Source organism: Pseudomonas sp. GM78 (assembly GCF_000282475.1).
In the GTDB taxonomy this organism is placed as follows: Bacteria; Pseudomonadota; Gammaproteobacteria; order Pseudomonadales; family Pseudomonadaceae; genus Aquipseudomonas.
On sequence record NZ_AKJF01000058.1, the window covers coordinates 26,160 to 44,617 of the forward strand.

Genomic DNA, 18,458 nt, shown 5'->3' on the forward strand with positions numbered 1-18,458 from the left:
TGGTTATCAGCGCTGGCCGACGGTGATGATTTCGCGGCGTTCGGCCATGGCGGCCGGCACGCTTTCTTCGTCCATGAAAAACTGGTCGTACCATTCACGCAGTTGGTAGACCGGGCCATCCCCTTCAGCCAGGACCGGGTTGTTGACCCGAATCTTGTGCGCCCAGATGTCCACGTCCTGATAGAACGACTCGCGGTTGCGCATCACATAGTCCTGAGCCAGGGCGCGGTTCTGCTCCTCGCTCCAGCCCGGGATTTTTTTCACCATGCAACCAAAGCGCAGTTCGAAACTGTTGCCATTGATCGGCACGTGGCAGTTGAGCAGGATCGAGTGGATTTCCATGCCTTCGAACACCGCGCGCATGCGGGTGAAATGGGTCGCCGGCCCGTAGTAAGCCGACTCGGCCACCAGGTCGCCGCCCAGTCGCTCGGAGTCACCGTGGAAAATCTGCTGGGCGATGTGGCCTTCGAAAACGTTGGCGAAGTACTTGGTCGGAGTGCCGTGAACCGGGCCGAAATGCTGGGCATCCGCCAGGTTGTCGACCAGTTCCCGCGGGTTGGTCTCGATGATCAGCTTGTCCATGTGCCAGTCGTGCAGCCATTCGTCGCTGTCCTGCTCGGGCAGATGAGGAATCACCACCTCGTCTGCCGGGGCCTTGCCTTGCGGGTTATTCCAGACGAACAGAAGTCTGTTCTCTTCACAGGTCAGCCAGCTGCGGGTCTTGGCTTTGGGCGGGATGCGCTTGCAGTACGGGATCTCCACGCACTTGCCGCTCGCGTCGTATTGCCAGTGGTGAAATGGGCAGACCACGCGGTCGTTTTCCAGGGTACCGCGCGACAGGTCGGCGCCCATGTGCGGGCAATGCGCATCGATGACGCTGATCTGGCCGCTGGACGTGGCAAACGCCAGCAAGCGCGTGCCAAAGATATCCAGTGTGTGCAATTGGCCGTCACGGTAGTCGGCCGCTTCACCCAGGCAGTGCCAGCCTCGACCAAAGCGAGGGGCCAGAGCATTTTCGACATTGATTGCAGCGAGCTTGGTCATTGTTATTGTTCCTCGTGTGGAAATCCCCGATTACTTGCCCGGTCAATCTTCACCGAGCAGATGCCGGAGCTCATCCTCCGCATGGACTAGATGAGCCTTCCACCGCGACTTCTCCAGACTGTCAGCGCCAGTCCGCGACGATCCCATGCTCCAGGGCAAAGGGCTGAGCAGCAATCGTGCGCCGCTGAAAATCCACCGCCTGCCCGGCCGTCGCCAGCCACACCATGACCGCGGCCGGCACCTGGGGGGGAGCGGTGCCGATGCGCATGGCCAGCAAGCCGCTCTCACCAATCGTGGCCTTCAGTGCGTCGGTGGTGACCACCCCGGGATTGAGCGTGAAGGCGCGAATCCCCTGCTTGCCCAGCTCGGCGGCAAGCACCCCGGACACCCGGGAAACCGCAGCCTTGCCTGCCCCATAGGCGTACCCCCAGCCGCCGTCGGCGGCGGCCACGGGCGGGTCGCCCTCGCCGGCCCCGGAGGTCACGTTGATCACCACCCCCGAACCCCGTTCGAGCATGGCCGCCAGCACCGTCTGGGTGAGCAGTAACGGCGCCAGTATGTAGCCCTTGAATACCCGTTCCATGGTCTGCGCCTGCAGTGTCATGAACGCCGCATTCAAATCGTTGCCCTGGTAAATGGCGTTATTGACCAGCACATCGATGCGCCCGAACGCTGCCAGCACGGCCTGCCCGGCCGCGACCACCGAGGCGCTGTCGAGCAGGTCCATGGGCACCACCAGCGCCTCGCGCCCCAACTCGCGGATGGCCGCCGCGGTGCTGTTGAGGCTGCCGGGCAAGGGCACGCCCTGGGCATCGCACAAGCGATGGCTGGCGTGCTCGCCCTCCTCCAATGTGCGGGCACTGATCGCCACATCAAATCCGGCCCGGGCAAAAGCCAATGCCGTCTCCCGGCCGATACCGCGGCTGGCGCCGGTAATGAATGCCACCTTGGTCATGGTCATGCTCTCTGTGGCAAGGGTCAGAAACTGGCCGGGCGGACCATGGCATCCATACCGCCATCGACAAAGATCACGCTGCCGTGGACAAAGCTGGCCTGTGCGGACTGCAGGAACGCCACCACTTGAGCGATTTCCTCGGGGTGACCGGAGCGCCCCAGCGGTGCGACGAACTCACGTACGGCCTTGGCAAAACGCGGGTCGTTCAGCGACGCCTGGTGCAACGGCGTCTCGACCGCTCCCGGCGCCACCACATTCAGGCGAATGCCCTGTTTGGCCCAGGCCACCGCCTTGCTGCGGGCATTGCGGGTCACCGCGTACTTGGAGCTGGCATAGGCGACGTGGGACAGCCCCAGGGCATTGGCATGTTCCAGCGCCAGGGTTTCGTTGCCGGCGAGCATGGCCGCGACCATCGGCTGCTGATCGGGCTTGGCGTGGGTGGCGGCAATCGAGCCGATCACCACGGCGGCCGGCTTGTCGCCCTTGGCCAGGGCATCGGCCAGACCGTCGAGCAGCTCACTGACGCCGAAGTAATTGACCGCGATAATGATATCGGACGTCGCGCTGGAACCTACCCCGGCGCAGCAGACCAGGCCGTCGAGCACGCCTGCGCTTTGCTCAAGCACCGCACTGATGGCTGCCTGGCGTCCGGCCGGGCTGGACAGGTCGGCGATGACCTCGGCGTTTGCCCGATCGATACCGATGATACGGTGCCCTGCCGCGCGTAGCGCCTGGCAGACTGCCGCGCCAATACCGGATGCAGAACCGCTGACCGCTGTAACTGGCATAACGTTCTTCCTCATTAAATAACGGTGTCGGCTAGTATTGGGGCCGCACAAAGCCGCCAACATCGTCCGCACGGACTAAAACGCCCCGATCTTGCGAGCAAGAACGGGGCGTTCGGTTGACAAGGACCATGTTCAGGCGCGGTTGCGTACCGGCTGAGCCAGCTTCAACGCCGGCGTTTGCGGCTTATCGCTTGCCAGCATCGCCAACTTGGGCTTTCCCAGGGCAACCACACTGTTGAGGATGATGCGCACCAACTCCGTTTGGCGGCGGACCCCGGTCTTCGAGAAAATCGAGCGCAAGTGCGCCCGGGCAGTGTTACGACGCACATTCAGCACTTCGGCGGCTTCTTCGAGGGACAGGCCGTTGGCCAACTCCATGGCCAATGCGGTTTCGGCCCGCGTCAGGTTGAACAGTTGCTTGGTCACCGTTTCACTGGCCATGGAACGGCCGACGGCGTCGCGGATGTACACCACCACCACAGGTTTGCTCTTGCCTTCGGCCCAGTCCTGGGTCGGAATCGCCTCGACGACGACGCCCAGGTTGATCTGTCCCGATGGCCTGGACACCGCCATCGCTTCAGCCGCCGTGCTGACCTGCTCACTGCTCGCTTCGCGCGCGAAGGCATTACGCACCAGGCGCTGCAGTTCGCGATTATCGGTGGGGTAAGTGGCCTCAAGACGACCGCCGACCAGCTTGAGTCCATCAGCCTGCTTGAGCAATTCGCTGGCCACGGGGTTCAGGCGCAGCACGCTGCCGTTCTGGTCAAGGACGATGGTGGCCACTGACAAGCGGCTGATGGCCTGGGAGTACAACTCACCGATCGATTCGCTGCGATCGAGCAGATTGTGCACATGCATCGCACGGCGCAAGTGCGGCAGGAGCATTTCGCACAAGGTGCGTTCGGAGGCGGTGAATTTCGGCGCGGCTTTCGGCCGGGTGATGCGAAAGCGCAGCTTGCCGCCATCGGGTGTGGAAACATCGGCACCCATGATGTGGAAGGTGTCGTGGAGGGTGCCATAGGTCTTGTAGTAAACCGAACTGGTCCACTGCGCCTCGGTCATCAAGTCGTCGACCGTGAACACCTGGTCGATCGGCGGGTTGCTGAAGGGCGTGACCGATTGTTGATAAGGCCAGTAACTCACCTCTCCATCACCTTCGATGTCGCCGACGACAATCATCAGGCCCAGGTCCGGCTGCTCAGGCACTCGCAGGATCAAGGTGACATAGTTGGCCTGGAACAAGCTGCGGACATGGCGCAGGGTCTTGGCCATCAACTTGTGATCCAGCGAGCCGTCGTAGAACTCGCCGATGAGCCTGTCATATTCAGCCAGCTCCACGCCCATTTCTGCCAGGGCCTGAACACTCAAACTGGAATTTTCCATCGCTCGTTTCCTCGCGGGACACAGCTCAGGCCATGCCCGTTTTTATTGTTATGATTCGAACGCTTGCGCATTCGGCGCGCGGCCTGTTCTGGCCGCCACCAATGGCTTGCCCTGATTGAACCAGGCGGCCAGCGCCGGTAGCAGGAAAATCGCCCCAAGCACATTGACCAGAAACATGAACGATAGCAATACCCCCATGTCGGCCTGAAACTTCAGCGGCGCAAAGGCCCAGGTGCAGACCCCGATCGACATGGTCAGGGCGGTGAAAACCGCCGCCGTTCCGCGCTGGCACATGGCCCGGTAGAACGCATTACGCAGGTCGGCGCCGTCGGCCATTTCATGCTGGATCCGTTCATAGAGGTAAATCCCGTAGTCCACCCCTACTCCGACCCCGAGCGCCATCACCGGCAGTGTCGCCACCTTCAGGCCGATGCCGAGCATGGCCATCAGCGCGTTGCACAGCACCGCAACAATGGCCAGCGGAACCAGGATGCACAGCACCGCGCGCAATGAGCTAAACGTCAGCCAGCAAAACAGCAGCACCGAGCCGAACAACGCCACCAGCATCAGCACCTCGGCGCGCTTGACCGCGTCATTGGACGCCGCCATCACCCCCACGTTGCCACCGCCCAGGAGGAACTTGATTTCCGGGACCTGGACCTGGTCGATGATCCGCTTGGCCTCCTTGACCACATGGGACACCGTCGCGCCATCGTGATCGGAGAGGAACACCAGGATCTGCATCTGCTGGCAGCCATCGGTCACCAGGCCGTCATCGGGCATATAGGCCCGGGCACCCTGGCTCAGTCCCCGGGACGAGCCCGGAATGGCCGCCCAGCGAGGGTTGCCTTCGTTGTTGCCAGCAATCACCGTCTTGCCAAAACCGGCCACACTCTGCACCGACTGCACCCCCGTGACGCTGCGCATCTTGAAGTCGAAGGCCTCGACGGCACGCATCACCGTCGGCGACAGACAGGCCTCTTCCAGGCCCTGGGCCTCGACGAACACCGCCAGCACATCGAGGCCGATGGAATAGCTGCCGACAATCTTCGCGTTGTCCTGGTTGTAACGCGACTCGGCGCGCAACTCCGGCGCACCGGCACCGATGTCACCGACTTCCAGCTGCCGCGCCTTGAGCACCGCGACGCCGAGCAACATCAGGCTGAGCACCAGCACCGCCAGCGCCGGACGCGGCTCGGCCAGTGCCGACAGCCGCCACCACAGCGGGTGCCTGCCCTGCTGCTGGACGCGCCCCTTGGCCAGCACGCTACGCTCGAGGCGCAAATGGGAAATGATGATCGGCAACATCATCTTGTTGGTGATGATCATCAGCATCACACCGATGCAGGCGGTCACGCCCAGTTCATGCACGATCGGGATGTCGATCAGCATGATCACGGCAAAACCCAGGGCATTCATCAGCAGCGCCAGGGAACCGGGAATGAAGATGTTGCAGAAAGCCAGGCGCGCCGCCTGCACCGAGTCCTTTCCGGCCAGGACTTCCTGCTTCCAGGCATTGGTCATCTGCACGGCGTGCGAGACGCCGATGGAGAAGATCAGGAACGGCACCAGAATCGACATCGGGTCGATGCCCAGGCCCATCAGCGGCAGCAGTCCCAGGAGCCAGACCACCGGTAGCAAGGCCACCAGCAAGGCCACCACGGTCAGGCGCAGCGACCGCGAGTAGATCCACAGCAGCAGGCCGGTGATCAGGAAGGCGACGACAAAAAAACCGATCACTGTCATCAGGCCTTCGACCACATCGCCCACCAGCTTGGCGAAGCCGACGATGTTGATTTCCACCTGGTCGCTGGCGTATTTGGCGCGGATGTCTTCCAGGCTCCGGGACACGTCCACATAACTGACCGCCTTGCCGGTCTGCGGGTCGACGTCCTGCAGGTCGGCACGCACCATGGCCGACTTCAGGTCGTTAGCCACCAGCCGTCCGACCTGCCCGGAGCGGGCGGCGTTGCTGCGCACCTGGGCCAGGTCCTCGGCAGTTCCGGTAAAGCGTGGCGGCACGACTACATCGCCGAAAAAGCCTTCTTCGGTGATTTCGATGTAGCGCACATTGGCGGTAAACAACGAGGTGACGCTGGCGCGGCTGACCCCGTTGATGAAGAACACATCGTCAGTGACCTTACGCAGCGTGTCGAGGAACTGCGGGTTATAGATATCCCCTTCGCCTTTCCATTTCACACTGACCAGAAAACGGTTGGCCCCGGTGAAATACTGACTGAAACCGAGGAAGTTGAGCATGTACTCATGCCTTACCGGGATCTGCTTGTTGAAGCCAGGATCGAGCTGGGTGTGCGTGGCGCTGTACCCCAGGCCCAGGGTCAGCAGCACAAACACCGACAGCAGCAGTTTGCGTTGCCCAAGCAACAGGTCGGCACAGCGCTCGACCATGCGGTCGACCCAGGATTTACCGTGTTTCATGACGCTGCTCCCCTTTGCCCAGCACGGCAACGCTGTTGCCGCTGCCCTGATACACACCACGTTCACCGGCCACCAGCACCTGGTCGCCCTCCACCACAACAGCTGAGGTCAAGGTCCCAAGCCCGGGTTGCCGGCTGGTGCCGAGCAGGTGGCCCTGGCCATCGAGGCGCACCATCGAACTGCCCGCGCCGACAATCAGTACCCCGCCGTTGTCCGGTAGCAGCACATGACCATAGAGCGGTTGCGTGTTGCCGACCTTGATGGCCTGCCATTGCTCGCCGAAGTCATCGGTGACGAAGACATGACCGCGCATACCGTAGGTCACCCAACGCTGGGAACTCAGGCGGACCACGCCAAACAGCGAGCCGTTGTAGAACGTCGGCAACTGTTGCCAGTGCTGGCCGTTATCGGCACTGCGCAGGACCAGGCCCTGCTCGCCGACCAGCATGCGACGGCCATCACTGCCGCCATCCATGGCATTGAGGTGAGAGCGATCGACTTCCAGCGCCAGCACTTGCCAGCTCTGCCCGGCATCGTCGGACTGGTAGAACTTGCCGTAGCTGCCGAACACAAAGACCTGGTCACCGCCAGCCGCCCAAACGCCCAGCAATGGCTCACCGGCTTCGGGCTCGTAGCGAACCTCATGCCAGCTGCTGCCCTCGTCGGAGGAACGCAGGATCAAGCCATCCTGGCCAACGGCAATCAGTTGCCCGGCGCTCAATGCGGTAATGGCGGTGAGGGAAATCTGCCGGCGCGGCTCGACACTGGCCTGCCGCCAGGCATGGCCGCGGTCATCGCTGATCAAAATGGTGCCGCGTTCGCCCACCGCCACCTGGCGCTTGCCCAGGTTGAGCAGGCCATTGATTTGCATGCGGTCGGTGTTCAGCGCCGTTTCGCCGACGCTCGCGCCCTCACGCGGGGTAAACGCCAGCGTGACGATTGCGGCAACCGCAATGCACACCAGGTAAGCGATCAACTGGCGCATGGGCGACTCCTTGCAGCAACATCCAGGCGCTCGACAATAGACATACAGCCCACCCTCTTATTCTTGTAGAAGTGAATCACCGCACCCACGAGGTGCGGCGCTTGCAACCGCTCTTGACTGAGGTGTGTAGATAGTCGTCCTGCCCGGCTCCCGGGGCATCGTCCAAATGGCCTACCCCGGTGCCGAACGACCCAATCCGTGATCAAGGAAGTTCGAACAGGCCCGCCGCGCCCATGCCGCCGCCAATGCACATGGCCACGACCACATAGCGCGCGCCGCGGCGACGCCCTTCAAGCAGGGCGTGACCGACCATGCGCGCACCGGACATGCCGAACGGGTGACCGATGGAAATGGCCCCGCCATTGACGTTCAGGCGCTCCGGAGGAATGCCCAGGGCGTCGCGGCAATGCAGCACCTGGCAGGCAAAGGCTTCGTTGATTTCCCACAGACCGATATCAGCCACGCTCAGGCCAAAGCGCTTGAGCAGCTTGGGCACCGCGACCACCGGGCCGATACCCATCTCCTCCGGCGCGCAGCCGGCCACGGCGATGCCTCGGTAGATGCCCAGCGGCTGCAGGCCCAGCGCCGCCGCTTGCCCGCGGCTCATCAGCAAGCTGGCCGAGGCGCCATCGGAAAACTGCGAGGCGTTGCCGGCGGTAATGAACTCACCCTGCACGACCCATTGACCGTGCTTCCAGACCGGTTTCAGGGCGGCCAGGTCTTCGCGTCGGGTCGATGGCCGGTTGCATTCATCGCGATCGGCCAGCACCTGTTCATGGCCCTCTGGCTGACCTTCCTTGTCGAACAGCTGCTTGCGCGCCTGCAACGGCACAATTTCGCCATCGAACAAACCATCACGCTGGGCAGCCGCCGTGCGTTGCTGGCTTTGCAGCGCATAATCGTCCTGGGCGGCACGGCTGATACCGTAGCGCTGCGAGACAATCTCGGCGGTTTCGATCATCGGAATGTAGGCGCTGGGCATACGTGCCAGCACCGCCTCCGACTGATTGCGGTAGGTGTTCTTGTGTTTGTTCTGGGTCAGCGACAGCGACTCGACGCCGCCGGCGATGGCAATGCTCATTTCACCGGCCAGGATGTTCTTCGCCGCCATGCCGATACTCATCAGGCCGGAGGCACACATGCGATCCAGGGCCATGCCCGGCACACTGTCCGGCAACCCGCCGGTGTAGGCGCAGAGCCTGCCGATGTTGTAGCCCTGGGTGCCCTGCTGCACGGCTGCGCCCATGATCACATCGTCCACCGAACCCGGATCGATACCGGCACGTTCCACCACGGCCCGCACCACATGGCCGCCGAGCACCGGGGCTTCGGTGTCGTTGAACGAGCCGCGGAAGGATTTGGCCAGCGCGGTACGCGCGGTGGCAACGATTACAACGTCATTCTTGTCCATGCAAAGGCTCACTCGGTAATGGGATTGAAGGTGTAGCGACTGATGGTGTCGACCACGCAGCCGGGGCGCTCGGCGCCCTCGATTTCAACGCTGATGCGCACCACCAGCTGCACGGCGCTGCCGATCATCTCGGCGCTGGTCACCTGGCCTCGGCCGCGCACCCGCGCGCCGACTTTCACCGCGGCGGGAAAGCGCACGCGGTCGGTGCCGTAGTTGACCCCCATGGCCATGTTGTCGATGCTCATGAGCTGCGGCATGAACAGGTTGGCCAGCGCCAGGGTCAGGTAGCCATGGGCGATGCATGCCCCGAACGGCCCGTTGGCGGCGCGCTCGGGATCGACGTGTATCCACTGTTGGTCGCCGGTCGCATCGGCGAACAGGTTGACCCGCTCCTGGGTCAACTGCAGCCAGTCGGTGACGCCCAGGTCCAGGCCCTGGGCCTTGAGCATTTGCTCGGCACTGCTGAATCGGGTGCTCATGGGGATGTCCTCAAGCCTGTTGCGAACTGACCGACAGCACTTCGCCGACCATGTAGGAGGCGTAGTCGCTGGCCAGGAAAATCATCACGTTGGCGACCTCCCAGACTTCGGCGGCACGGCCGAAGGCTTCACGGTCGGCCAGCTTCGCCAGCATTTCTTCGCTGGAGGCCTTTTTGAGAAATTCATGCAAGGCAATCGAAGGCGACACCGCGTTGATGCGCACCCCGCTTTCGGCAGCTTCCAGTGCGCTGCAACGAGTCAGGGCCATGACCCCGGCCTTGGCGGCGGCGTAGTGCGCCTGTTCCTTCTGCGCACGCCAGCCGAGCACCGAGGCGTTGTTGACGATGGCGCCCGTACCGCGACGTTCCATGTGCGGCAACATCGCGCGGGTCATGCGGAAGGTGCCGGTGAGCGTCACATCGATGACCCGCAGCCATTCCTCATCGCTCATCTCGGTCACCCGCTTCGAACCACCGAGGCCGGCGTTGTTGATCAGCACATCGACACCGCCAAGGGCCTGCTCGGCGGCGGCGACCAGCGCCTGCACCTCGGCCTCGACGGTGACGTTGCACAACTGGCCGTACACCGCCTGCAAGCCGGTGTCGGCCTTGAGCTGCTCGACCGCCTGCTCCAGGCGCCGGGGATGCACATCGGAAATCATCAGGGCGCGGCAGCCTTCCTCGGCACAGCGCCGGGCCGCGGCGTAACCGATGCCTGCGCCAGCGGCGGCAGTGATGAGAACGGATTTGCCAGCCAGCAACTGGTGGCCAAGAACATAGGGAGGGGCTTGTTTCACGATCTATACCTCTGACAGAAAACACGATGTCGACAGGTATAAAGGCCGCCGGGAGCGGGCACATCGTCAAAACGGACGGGGTGGGGTGGGTGGGGTGAGTATTGGCGGGGGTCTACAAGGGAATGCATTTCGAATGTGGAAGCGAGCCTGCTCGCGAAAAACGCCCAGACAACACGATCATTCAGACAGGTCGCGTTATCGTTGACGTCTATCGCAAGCAGGCTCGCGCCTACACGGAGGACGGACTCAACTGCCCCAGACCTTCTGGGCCTTGGGCGCTTCGTCAAGGATCGCATCGACTGCCGCGCCCACTTCCGCTACCTGCCAGCGCGCACCCTTGTCGCGGGTAACGCCCGTGCGCCAACCGTCGCCGAGGGAGATTCGCCCACCCTGGCTTTCGAACAACTGGCCGCTGACATGCCCGGACGCTTCGCTGCCCAGCCACACCACCAGAGGGGCGACGTTCTCCGCCGCCCAGGCATCGAAGCTGTCGTCTTCGGGTTTCTTGACCATATCCGGCATGGCGCTTTCGGTCATCGCCGTGCGCGCCGCCGGGGCCAATGCGTTGGCCGTAACGCCATAGCGCCGCAGTTCCGCCGCCTGCACCAGGGTCAGGGATGCGATGCCACCCTTGGCCGCCGAGTAGTTCGATTGCCCGATCGAGCCCTGCAGGCCGGCCCCGGAACTGGTATTGATAATGCGCGCGGCCACCGGTGTACCGGCCTTGGCCAGGTCACGCCAGCGCCGCCCGAGAATATTGGCCAGGCAGTAATGCCCCTTCAGGTGCACGCGCATCACCATGTCCCAGTCCTCTTCCGAGAGGCTGATGAACATCCGGTCACGCAGGACCCCGGCATTGTTGACCAGCACATGGACTTCGCCGAAGGCCGCGAGCGCGGCGTCGACGATGCCCTGGGCGCTGCTCAGGGTGGTGATATCGCCATCGCTGGCGATCGCCTGGCCACCGTTCGAGCAAATCTCGTCGACCACGGCTTCGGCCGCCTCGCGCCGAATATCATTGACCACGACGTTGGCGCCTTCGGCAGCGAAGGCCAGCGCATAGGCGCGGCCGAGCCCGCCTCCGGCACCGGTGATGATCACGGTACGACCTGCACAGATTCCCATGGAGTGTTTTCCTGTTCCTGAGTGTGGGGCGGCTTCAGAGCCGTTCGATAATGCTGACGTTGGCCTGGCCACCGCCTTCGCACATGGTTTGCAGGCCGTAGCGCCCCCCCGTGCGTTCAAGCGAGTGCAGCAGCGTGGTCATCAATCGCGCACCGGTCGCACCCAGCGGATGGCCGAGGGCGATGGCGCCGCCATTGACGTTGGTACGGGCCGGATCGTAATCGAGCTCCTTGGCCCAGGCCATGACCACCGAGGCAAAGGCCTCGTTGATCTCCACCAGGTCGATGTCCGCCATGCCCATGCCGGCTTTCTTCAGCGCCGCACGGGTGGCCGCAATCGGTGCGGTGAGGTGCCAGATCGGATCATCACCCAGTACCGACAAGTGATGGATACGCGCCCTGGGCGTCAGCCCGTAGCGTTTGAGTGCCGCTTCCGAGACCACCAGCAACGCTGCCGAGGCATCGCAGGTCTGGCTCGACACTGCCGCGGTGATCGACGGAAACTGCGGGCTCACCGGCTCCAGGCTGGCCATCTTTTCCAGGCTGCTGACCCGCGGTGTTTCATCAAAGGCCAGGCCTTCACAGGCCACGATCTCACTGGCGAAATAACCGGCCTCGGCGGCCGCGAGGGCGCGTCGATGGCTTTCCAGGGCGAACCCTTCCATGTCCGCGCGGCTGATCTGCCAGTGATCGGCGATGCGCTGGGCGGCGTAGAACTGGTTGACCGGCTGGTTGCCAAAACGTGCCTGCCAGCCCTTGCTGCCGGAAAACGGGTCGCTGAACCCCAGGGGCTGACCCGCGAGCATCGCCGACGAGATCGGGATCTGGGTCATGGTCTGCACGCCGCCCACCGCCACCACGTCCTGCATGCCACTCATCACCGCCTGGGCGGCAAAGTGCAACGCCTGCTGGGACGAACCGCACTGACGGTCAACGGTAGTGCCCGGAACATTCAGCGGCAGGCCCGCGGCCAGCCAGCTGGTGCGGGCAATGTCGCCCGCTTGCGAACCGATGGCATCGACACAACCGAAGATCACGTCGTCATAGTCTTCGGCGGGAATCGCGTTGCGTTCAACCAGCGCCTTCAATACATGGGCACCCAGGTCGATGGCATGCACATGGGCCAGGCTACCCTTGCGCTTGCCCGTGGGGCTGCGCAGGGCATCGACTATATACGCTTGGGGCATGGCTCAGTCCTCGAAGGTGGCGCCCGGTCCAAGCCGGGCTTCGTCGCTGAGCACATAGGCGGCGACGCGGGATTTGTGGGTGGCGCGGTCGCCCCAGGACGGGTCCAGCGCCCAGGCACGTTTCATGAACATTTGCAGGTCGACTTCCCAGGTGTAACCCATGGCGCCATGGACCTGGATGCCATGGCGCGCCGCCAGCCAGCTGGCGTCGCAGCAAGCGAGCCGGGCTTGCGAGACGTAGACGTCGGCGCCCCGCTCACCCTTGGCCAGGGCGTGGGCCGCGCGATAGAGCACCGGCTTGGCGAACTCGATCTTGCTGGCGATATCGGCCAGGTGATGCTTGACCGCCTGGAAACTGCCGATTGGCTTGCCGAATTGCTTGCGCTGGGCCACGTAGTCCACCGACAGGTCAAGGATCCGCTGGGCCAGCCCCAACAGTTGGCCGGCCACCGACAAGGCGCCACGATTCAGGGTCTGGGCCCACAAGGCACGGCCTTGCTCTCCACCGACCAGCAGGGTCTCGGGGCCAGGCTGCCAGCTCACCTGGCCCAGGCGACGGGACGCGTCGATACTGGCGTTGGCCTGCACATCGACCTGCGAGCGTGGCACCGCATGCACTTCATCGCCATGGGCCAGGATCAGCCACTCGGCCATGTCCGCATCGGGCACCAGCGGGTTGATCGGGTGCCCGATCGCCATGCGCACGCTGCCATCGGCGATGCGTGGCAGCAGGCTGGCCTTGAGCGGGTTGTCCGCCGGCAGGCCATTGAGCAGGCCGGTAATCACATAAGCGGTATCGGCCAGCGAGTCGGGGATGGCGTAGTAACCCAGTTCCTGGGTCATCAACGACCAGGCCACATCGTCCATGCCCAGGCCGCCGAACTGCTCGGGCACCGACAAGGCTGTCAGGCCCTGCTCGGCAATCTTGCCGCGCAACTCTGCCGAGCGCCCGGCGTCGGTTTCCCAGATTTCGCGCAGCATCTCGGGGGCCGCCTCGGTCATCAGGAAACGGCTGATGGCTTCACGAAAGGTGAACTGGTCATCGGTAAAGGTAAAGTCCATGGCCGGCTCCTATTTCGGCAGGCCGAGCATCCGCTCGGCGATGATGTTGCGCTGGATTTCGTTGGTGCCGGCGTAGATCGGCCCGGCCTGGGCGAACAGGAAACCGTCGAGCCAGCCACCGCCCGGCGACTGCGGTGCGCTGTTCAACAATTCGCCGCGGGAGGCGAGGATGCGCATGGCGGTGTCATGCATCTTCAGGTCGAGTTCCGACCAGATAATCTTGTTGATGCTCGACTCGGCACCAATCTGCGCCCCCTGACTCAAGCGCCCGACGGTGTGATAGGACGACAGCGCATACCCTTCGGCGCCCAGCCAGGCATCGACCACTGCCTCACGAATGCCCGGGTCGCGATCGGCGCTCTCGCGGTGGGCGTGGTACAGCTGCACCAGCTTGCGCGCCGTGGCCTGGAAGCGAGCCGGCGAGCGCAACAGCAAGCCGCGCTCAAAACCTGCAGTGGCCATTGCCACATGCCAGCCCTGGCCTTCGGCACCAATGCAGTTTTCCACCGGCACCCGCACATCGTCGAAGAACACCTCAGCGAAGGTGTTCTTGCCGTTCAGGGCCCGGATCGGGCGAATGGTCACCCCCGGGGCATCGAGCGGCACCATTACGAACGACAGGCCGTTGTGCCGGGTCGAGGCCGGGTCACTGCGAAACAGGCCAAACAGCCAATCGGCAAACAAGGCGCGGCTGGACCAGGTTTTTTGTCCGTTGAGCACATAGTGGTCGCCATCGCGGATGGCCTTGCTGGTGATCGCTGCCATATCGGAGCCGGCATTCGGTTCCGACCAGCCCTGGGCCCACATGTCTACACTCGAGGCCATGCGCGGCAAGAAGCGCTGTTTCTGCGCCTCGGTGCCGAACTCCATCAGGGTCGGCCCGAGCAGCAGCTGGCCGTTCTGGTTGATGCGCATCGGCGCATCGGCGCCGTAGTATTCCTCTTCGAAAATCAGCCACTCGATCAGGTCACAATCCCGGCCCCCGTACTCCTTGGGCCACATGACCATCGACAGGCGTTGCTCGAACAGCTTCGCTTCCCAGGCACGGTGTTGCTCGAAGCCTTCACGGGTGTCGTAGTTGGCCAAGGGTGCCGTTGGCTGATTGGCCGCCAGCCACTCGCGGACTTCCTGGCGAAAGGCCTTTTGTTTCGGGGTATAAGCTAGTTCCATGGCAGCCTCTCAGAACTTCGCGTCGCGTTTTTCGACGAAGGCGCGGCGGGTTTCGGCAGAATCCGGACTGGTGTAGGCCTGCAGGGTGAAGCCCTGCTCCCAGCGGTACTTGTCTTCCAGGTTGCCGTCTTCGATACCGTTGAGGGCTTCTTTGGCAATCCGGATCATCGCCGGGCTCTTGGCGGCGATCTTGGCCGCGATTTCCAGCGCTGTTTCGCGCAACTGTTCCCTGGGCACCACGCGCTCGATAAAACCGTACTGCGCAGCCTCGGCGGCGCCGATCTTGTCGCCGGTGAAGAACAGGTAACGGACCTTCTGCACCGGGAACAATCGCTGCAGGTGCGCACCGCCTCCCATGGCCCCGCGATCCACTTCAGGCAAGGCGAAGGTGGCGCACTCGGAGGCCACGACAATGTCGGCGGCACCGGTGATGCCGATGCCACCACCCAGAACAAAGCCATGCACGGCGACGATCACCGGTACCGGGGTGCGGTGCACTGCCTTGAACGCCGCGTAGTTGCCGGCGTTGACCGCGATGATCCGATCGGGGTGGGCGTCCAGTTCCTTGATGTCGACACCGGCGCAAAAGCCGCGGCCCTCAGCGCGAATGACGATCACCCGGACTTGAGGATTGGCACCCAGCGCCTGGACCTCCTCGGCCAGCTCCATCCATTCCTGGCTGTCCAGGGCGTTGACTGGCGGTTTGGCAAGCACCAATTCGGCAATGCCCGCGTCGATCTGTGTAGTAAATGCTTGACTCATGGTTGTCTTCTCCAGTGCTCAGCGGGCCTGCTCGATTGAAGATGGGCTGCAGTTTTCCTGCGCCCGCGCAGGCGTTTGTTCGTGTTGTCGGGCCATCAGGGCATCCAGGCAGCGTTCGGCTTGCCCGGCAATTTCCTCGATCACCTGCTGGCAGGTCTTCAGCTCACCGATGGCGGCGGCGACCTGGCCGCTGGGCAGAATCCCCTCGTCCGGCACGCCGTCGATCATCGAGCGCTGCAGCAACACCGGCTGGTTGGCGGCCATGACCGTTTGCGACACCGCACCGGGGTCTTCCTTGAGGGCCTGGCGTAGCACTGCGAACAAATGCCCAAGGCTCATGCCGGTTTGCTGTTTCCATTTCCAGGCGCTGCGCAAGGCGATGCGCAGGCGACCGAGTGACCCGGCCTGCTCCAGGCGGTTGATGAACGGGTTGTCGATCATGCGGTGGCGCATGCCGTCGACCGCAGTGGTCACCCGGACCCGCTGCGGGTCGCTGACCTTGAGGTAATGCACCAGGGTGGCTGCAGGTGTCGGCGAGTCACGGGTCATGAGGAACCTTGTGCCCATGGCAATGCCACAGGCTCCGGCGGCCAGCGCTGCGGCCAGGCCCCGTCCGGTGGAGTAACCCCCGGCGGCAATCACCGGCACCGACACCGCATCCAGTACTTGAGGCAGGAGGATCGAACTCGGCACACCACCGGTGTGCCCGCCGCCCTCACCGCCCTGGATGGTGATCATGTCCGCGCCCAGTTCCACGGCCTTGAGGGCATGCTTGAGCGCCCCCACCGTCGGGATGCACAGCACCCCGGCCGCCTTGAACCGGGCAATGGTCTGTTTGTCCGGGCCTCGGCCATAACTCACTGCGCGCAAGCGGTAGCGAATCGCGAGGTCGACGCACTGCCCGGCGTTCTCCTGGAACATGTGGAAGTTCAGGCCAAAATTGCTGCCACCGGTGGCGGCTATCACCTTCTGGATTTCGCCCTCCAGGACATCGCCAGCAATGGTTGCACCGGCGAGAAAACCGAAACCGCCAGCCCGGGTCGTGGCGATCACCAGGTTGGCGTCAGCGACCCAGCCCATGGCAGTTTGCACAATCGGATAGCGGCACCCCAGGGCTTCGGTCAGCGGCGTGCTCATCCAGCGGCTCATGCCTGCTCTCCGCTGGCGGCAGCTTTGTTCGCCTGGGCCATGGCCTTGGCGTCGAAGCCGCCGAGTTTGTCACCCGACAGCAACTCGTTGTGCGCATGGGCGAAATGGTGCCAGGCAAAGGCGGCGTCCATGGCCGTGCGCTTGCCCTGCAGGTCTTCAACATGATTGATCGCCTGCTTGGTCAGGGCCAGGCCCATGCGCGGTTGACGGGCAATGTTGGCCGCCAGCGCGTAGGTAGCCTGCTCCAGCGCCTCGCGAGGCAATACCCGATTGACCATGCCCATCTGGTAAGCGCGCTCGGCGCTCATGCGATCACCGGTGAACAGAAACTCCTTGGCGATGCGCGGGTTGAGCTCATAGGGATGGGCAAAATACTCCACCCCCGGAATGCCCATGCGCACCACCGGGTCCTGGAAAAAAGCATCGTCGCTGGCCACGATCAGGTCGCAGACCCAGGCCAGCATCAGCCCCCCGGCGACACAGGCACCCTGGACCATGGCAATGGTCGGTTTGGGCAATTCGCGCCAGCGCCGGCACATGCCCAGGTACACCTCCTGCTCGCGGGCATAGAGCTGCTCGCCGCCAGGCTTATTGGTGTGGTCCCACCAGAGGTGCGCGCGCTCGAACGGTTTGTTGATGTCCCGTCCCGGCGTGCCGATGTCATGGCCGGCGGAAAAGTGCTTGCCGGCCCCACGCAGCACAATGACCTTGACCGCATCATCGTTGACCGCCTGGCGCAACGCCGCGTCCAGCGCATAGGTCATCTGCGAGTTCTGCGCATTGTTGAAGCCTGGCCGGTTCATGGTCAGCGTGGCGATACCCTCCGCCACGGCGTACAACACCGGCTCCTGCGTTTCGTAGACCGAATGGTCTTCACGCTGGACGAATTCACTGTCAGGGCTGTTCATGCTCGTGTCCCTCGCGTTAAGCCGCGCGAATGCCGGCCGGGTTGCCCTTGATCGCCGAGCTGCGGTAATCGTGGGGATCGAGTCGACGGATCAGTGCCAACTGCTCGGGAGTCGGGTGCACGGTTTCCTTGAGCGCCGACGACTTGAGCAACGGGAAGCCGGTGCATTCCTGCACCTGTTCGAAGCTCACGCCCGGGTGCAGGCTGCGCACCTGCACGGCACGGTCCGGGCCGTCGAAATCCATCACGCACAGGTCGGTGACGATCAGGCGAATGTCCATCAGGTCGCGGCGTACCCCTTGCGGCCAGCGCTCGGCCTTGAAGCCGACGCCGGAGACCATGTCCACTTCACCGCTGACGAACACCCGGGTGTTATGGTTGGGAACGAAGAACGAGTTGATATGGTTGATGCTGTTGCCCGGCAGGCCACGGACACCGAGCATGGCGGCCTTGGGCTTGTGGTAATCACCCACGCAGGACAGGTTGCTCTGGCCCCAGCGGTCGATCTGGGTCGGGCCAATCATGGCGTGGCGACGACCACCCCAGACGCACTCGAACACCCGCTCGAAGTTCATCGAGCCCGAGTACCGCGGCACAAAATCACCACGCGGACCCAGGGGGATTGGGTCCTCGACCAGGTAGGCCTCGCTGTCGGTCATCAGCAATTGCGGACTGTGGCTGAGCTTGGCCAGGCTCGCGCCCAGGCGCGGGATCACGCCAAGGCCCGAAGCAATCAACTCGCCGTTGTCGCGCCAGGCTTCGCTGGCCGCGACGATCATCAGTTCGGCGAGGGTAAATTCACAGGTAGTCGACATTT

At 63.6% G+C, this 18,458-nt stretch carries 17 protein-coding genes; all 17 read right to left on the reverse strand.

Features of this window, described 5'->3' with window-relative positions; genetic code table 11:
- Positions 1-6: 6 nt before the first annotated feature.
- A complete protein-coding gene (locus PMI35_RS24780; RefSeq protein WP_008056553.1) occupies positions 7-1,044 on the reverse strand; it encodes a Rieske 2Fe-2S domain-containing protein in 1,038 nt (345 codons plus the stop codon).
- A gap of 121 nt (positions 1,045-1,165) precedes the next feature.
- Entirely contained in the window at positions 1,166-1,999 is an 834-nt protein-coding gene (locus tag PMI35_RS24775) for an SDR family NAD(P)-dependent oxidoreductase (RefSeq protein WP_008056555.1), read from the reverse strand.
- Positions 2,000-2,022: 23 nt separating this feature from the next.
- Positions 2,023-2,787: an SDR family oxidoreductase gene (locus tag PMI35_RS24770; RefSeq protein WP_008056556.1), complete on the reverse strand. Its 765-nt coding sequence runs from the start codon at positions 2,785-2,787 to the stop codon at positions 2,023-2,025.
- A 132-nt stretch (positions 2,788-2,919) separates the two neighbouring features.
- Positions 2,920-4,170: a helix-turn-helix transcriptional regulator gene (locus PMI35_RS24765; RefSeq protein WP_008056557.1), complete on the reverse strand. Its 1,251-nt coding sequence runs from the start codon at positions 4,168-4,170 to the stop codon at positions 2,920-2,922.
- 48 nt (positions 4,171-4,218) lie between these two features.
- Positions 4,219-6,609: an efflux RND transporter permease subunit gene (locus PMI35_RS24760; protein WP_008056558.1), complete on the reverse strand. Its 2,391-nt coding sequence runs from the start codon at positions 6,607-6,609 to the stop codon at positions 4,219-4,221.
- Positions 6,596-7,594 carry a WD40/YVTN/BNR-like repeat-containing protein gene (locus PMI35_RS24755; protein WP_008056559.1) on the reverse strand — a complete coding sequence of 333 codons (999 nt, stop codon included), beginning with the start codon at positions 7,592-7,594 and terminating at the stop codon, positions 6,596-6,598. The genes PMI35_RS24760 and PMI35_RS24755 overlap by 14 nt, the downstream gene beginning before the upstream one ends.
- Before the next feature lie 202 nt (positions 7,595-7,796).
- Entirely contained in the window at positions 7,797-9,005 is a 1,209-nt protein-coding gene (locus PMI35_RS24750) for an acetyl-CoA C-acyltransferase (protein ID WP_008056560.1), read from the reverse strand.
- An 8-nt stretch (positions 9,006-9,013) separates the two neighbouring features.
- Complete coding sequence (locus tag PMI35_RS24745; RefSeq protein WP_008056561.1) at positions 9,014-9,484, reverse strand: MaoC family dehydratase; 471 nt, start codon at positions 9,482-9,484, stop codon at positions 9,014-9,016.
- A 10-nt stretch (positions 9,485-9,494) separates the two neighbouring features.
- Complete coding sequence (locus PMI35_RS24740; protein WP_008056562.1) at positions 9,495-10,280, reverse strand: SDR family oxidoreductase; 786 nt, start codon at positions 10,278-10,280, stop codon at positions 9,495-9,497.
- Positions 10,281-10,526: 246 nt separating this feature from the next.
- Positions 10,527-11,405: an SDR family oxidoreductase gene (locus PMI35_RS24735; RefSeq protein ID WP_008056563.1), complete on the reverse strand. Its 879-nt coding sequence runs from the start codon at positions 11,403-11,405 to the stop codon at positions 10,527-10,529.
- Positions 11,406-11,439: 34 nt separating this feature from the next.
- On the reverse strand, positions 11,440-12,591 hold the full coding sequence (locus tag PMI35_RS24730) for an acetyl-CoA C-acetyltransferase (protein WP_008056564.1): 1,152 nt from the start codon (positions 12,589-12,591) through the stop codon (positions 11,440-11,442).
- A 3-nt stretch (positions 12,592-12,594) separates the two neighbouring features.
- Entirely contained in the window at positions 12,595-13,653 is a 1,059-nt protein-coding gene (locus PMI35_RS24725; protein WP_008056565.1) for an acyl-CoA dehydrogenase family protein, read from the reverse strand.
- 9 nt (positions 13,654-13,662) lie between these two features.
- Positions 13,663-14,823 carry an acyl-CoA dehydrogenase family protein gene (locus tag PMI35_RS24720; protein WP_008056566.1) on the reverse strand — a complete coding sequence of 387 codons (1,161 nt, stop codon included), beginning with the start codon at positions 14,821-14,823 and terminating at the stop codon, positions 13,663-13,665.
- 9 nt (positions 14,824-14,832) lie between these two features.
- Positions 14,833-15,585 carry an enoyl-CoA hydratase family protein gene (locus tag PMI35_RS24715; RefSeq protein ID WP_008056567.1) on the reverse strand — a complete coding sequence of 251 codons (753 nt, stop codon included), beginning with the start codon at positions 15,583-15,585 and terminating at the stop codon, positions 14,833-14,835.
- Between the two features lie 18 nt (positions 15,586-15,603).
- Positions 15,604-16,734 (reverse strand): NAD(P)H-dependent flavin oxidoreductase, encoded by a 1,131-nt coding sequence (locus PMI35_RS24710; protein ID WP_008056568.1) that lies wholly within the window; start codon positions 16,732-16,734, stop codon positions 15,604-15,606.
- Entirely contained in the window at positions 16,731-17,642 is a 912-nt protein-coding gene (locus PMI35_RS24705) for an enoyl-CoA hydratase (RefSeq protein ID WP_008056570.1), read from the reverse strand. The genes PMI35_RS24710 and PMI35_RS24705 overlap by 4 nt, the downstream gene beginning before the upstream one ends.
- 16 nt (positions 17,643-17,658) lie before the next feature.
- On the reverse strand, positions 17,659-18,456 hold the full coding sequence (locus tag PMI35_RS24700; RefSeq protein ID WP_008056572.1) for an acyl CoA--acetate/3-ketoacid CoA transferase subunit beta: 798 nt from the start codon (positions 18,454-18,456) through the stop codon (positions 17,659-17,661).
- Positions 18,457-18,458 lie beyond the last annotated feature (2 nt).

Coding starts and splice junctions, on each gene's coding strand:
- PMI35_RS24780 (WP_008056553.1), bottom strand. CDS start 1,044: ATGACCAAGCTCGCTGCAATCAATGTCGAAAATGCTCTGGCCCCTCGC.
- PMI35_RS24775 (WP_008056555.1), bottom strand. CDS start 1,999: ATGACCAAGGTGGCATTCATTACCGGCGCCAGCCGCGGTATCGGCCGG.
- PMI35_RS24770 (WP_008056556.1), bottom strand. CDS start 2,787: ATGCCAGTTACAGCGGTCAGCGGTTCTGCATCCGGTATTGGCGCGGCA.
- PMI35_RS24765 (WP_008056557.1), bottom strand. CDS start 4,170: ATGGAAAATTCCAGTTTGAGTGTTCAGGCCCTGGCAGAAATGGGCGTG.
- PMI35_RS24760 (WP_008056558.1), bottom strand. CDS start 6,609: ATGAAACACGGTAAATCCTGGGTCGACCGCATGGTCGAGCGCTGTGCC.
- PMI35_RS24755 (WP_008056559.1), bottom strand. CDS start 7,594: ATGCGCCAGTTGATCGCTTACCTGGTGTGCATTGCGGTTGCCGCAATC.
- PMI35_RS24750 (WP_008056560.1), bottom strand. CDS start 9,005: ATGGACAAGAATGACGTTGTAATCGTTGCCACCGCGCGTACCGCGCTG.
- PMI35_RS24745 (WP_008056561.1), bottom strand. CDS start 9,484: ATGAGCACCCGATTCAGCAGTGCCGAGCAAATGCTCAAGGCCCAGGGC.
- PMI35_RS24735 (WP_008056563.1), bottom strand. CDS start 11,405: ATGGGAATCTGTGCAGGTCGTACCGTGATCATCACCGGTGCCGGAGGC.
- PMI35_RS24730 (WP_008056564.1), bottom strand. CDS start 12,591: ATGCCCCAAGCGTATATAGTCGATGCCCTGCGCAGCCCCACGGGCAAG.
- PMI35_RS24725 (WP_008056565.1), bottom strand. CDS start 13,653: ATGGACTTTACCTTTACCGATGACCAGTTCACCTTTCGTGAAGCCATC.
- PMI35_RS24720 (WP_008056566.1), bottom strand. CDS start 14,823: ATGGAACTAGCTTATACCCCGAAACAAAAGGCCTTTCGCCAGGAAGTC.
- PMI35_RS24715 (WP_008056567.1), bottom strand. CDS start 15,585: ATGAGTCAAGCATTTACTACACAGATCGACGCGGGCATTGCCGAATTG.
- PMI35_RS24710 (WP_008056568.1), bottom strand. CDS start 16,734: ATGAGCCGCTGGATGAGCACGCCGCTGACCGAAGCCCTGGGGTGCCGC.
- PMI35_RS24705 (WP_008056570.1), bottom strand. CDS start 17,642: ATGAACAGCCCTGACAGTGAATTCGTCCAGCGTGAAGACCATTCGGTC.
- PMI35_RS24700 (WP_008056572.1), bottom strand. CDS start 18,456: ATGTCGACTACCTGTGAATTTACCCTCGCCGAACTGATGATCGTCGCG.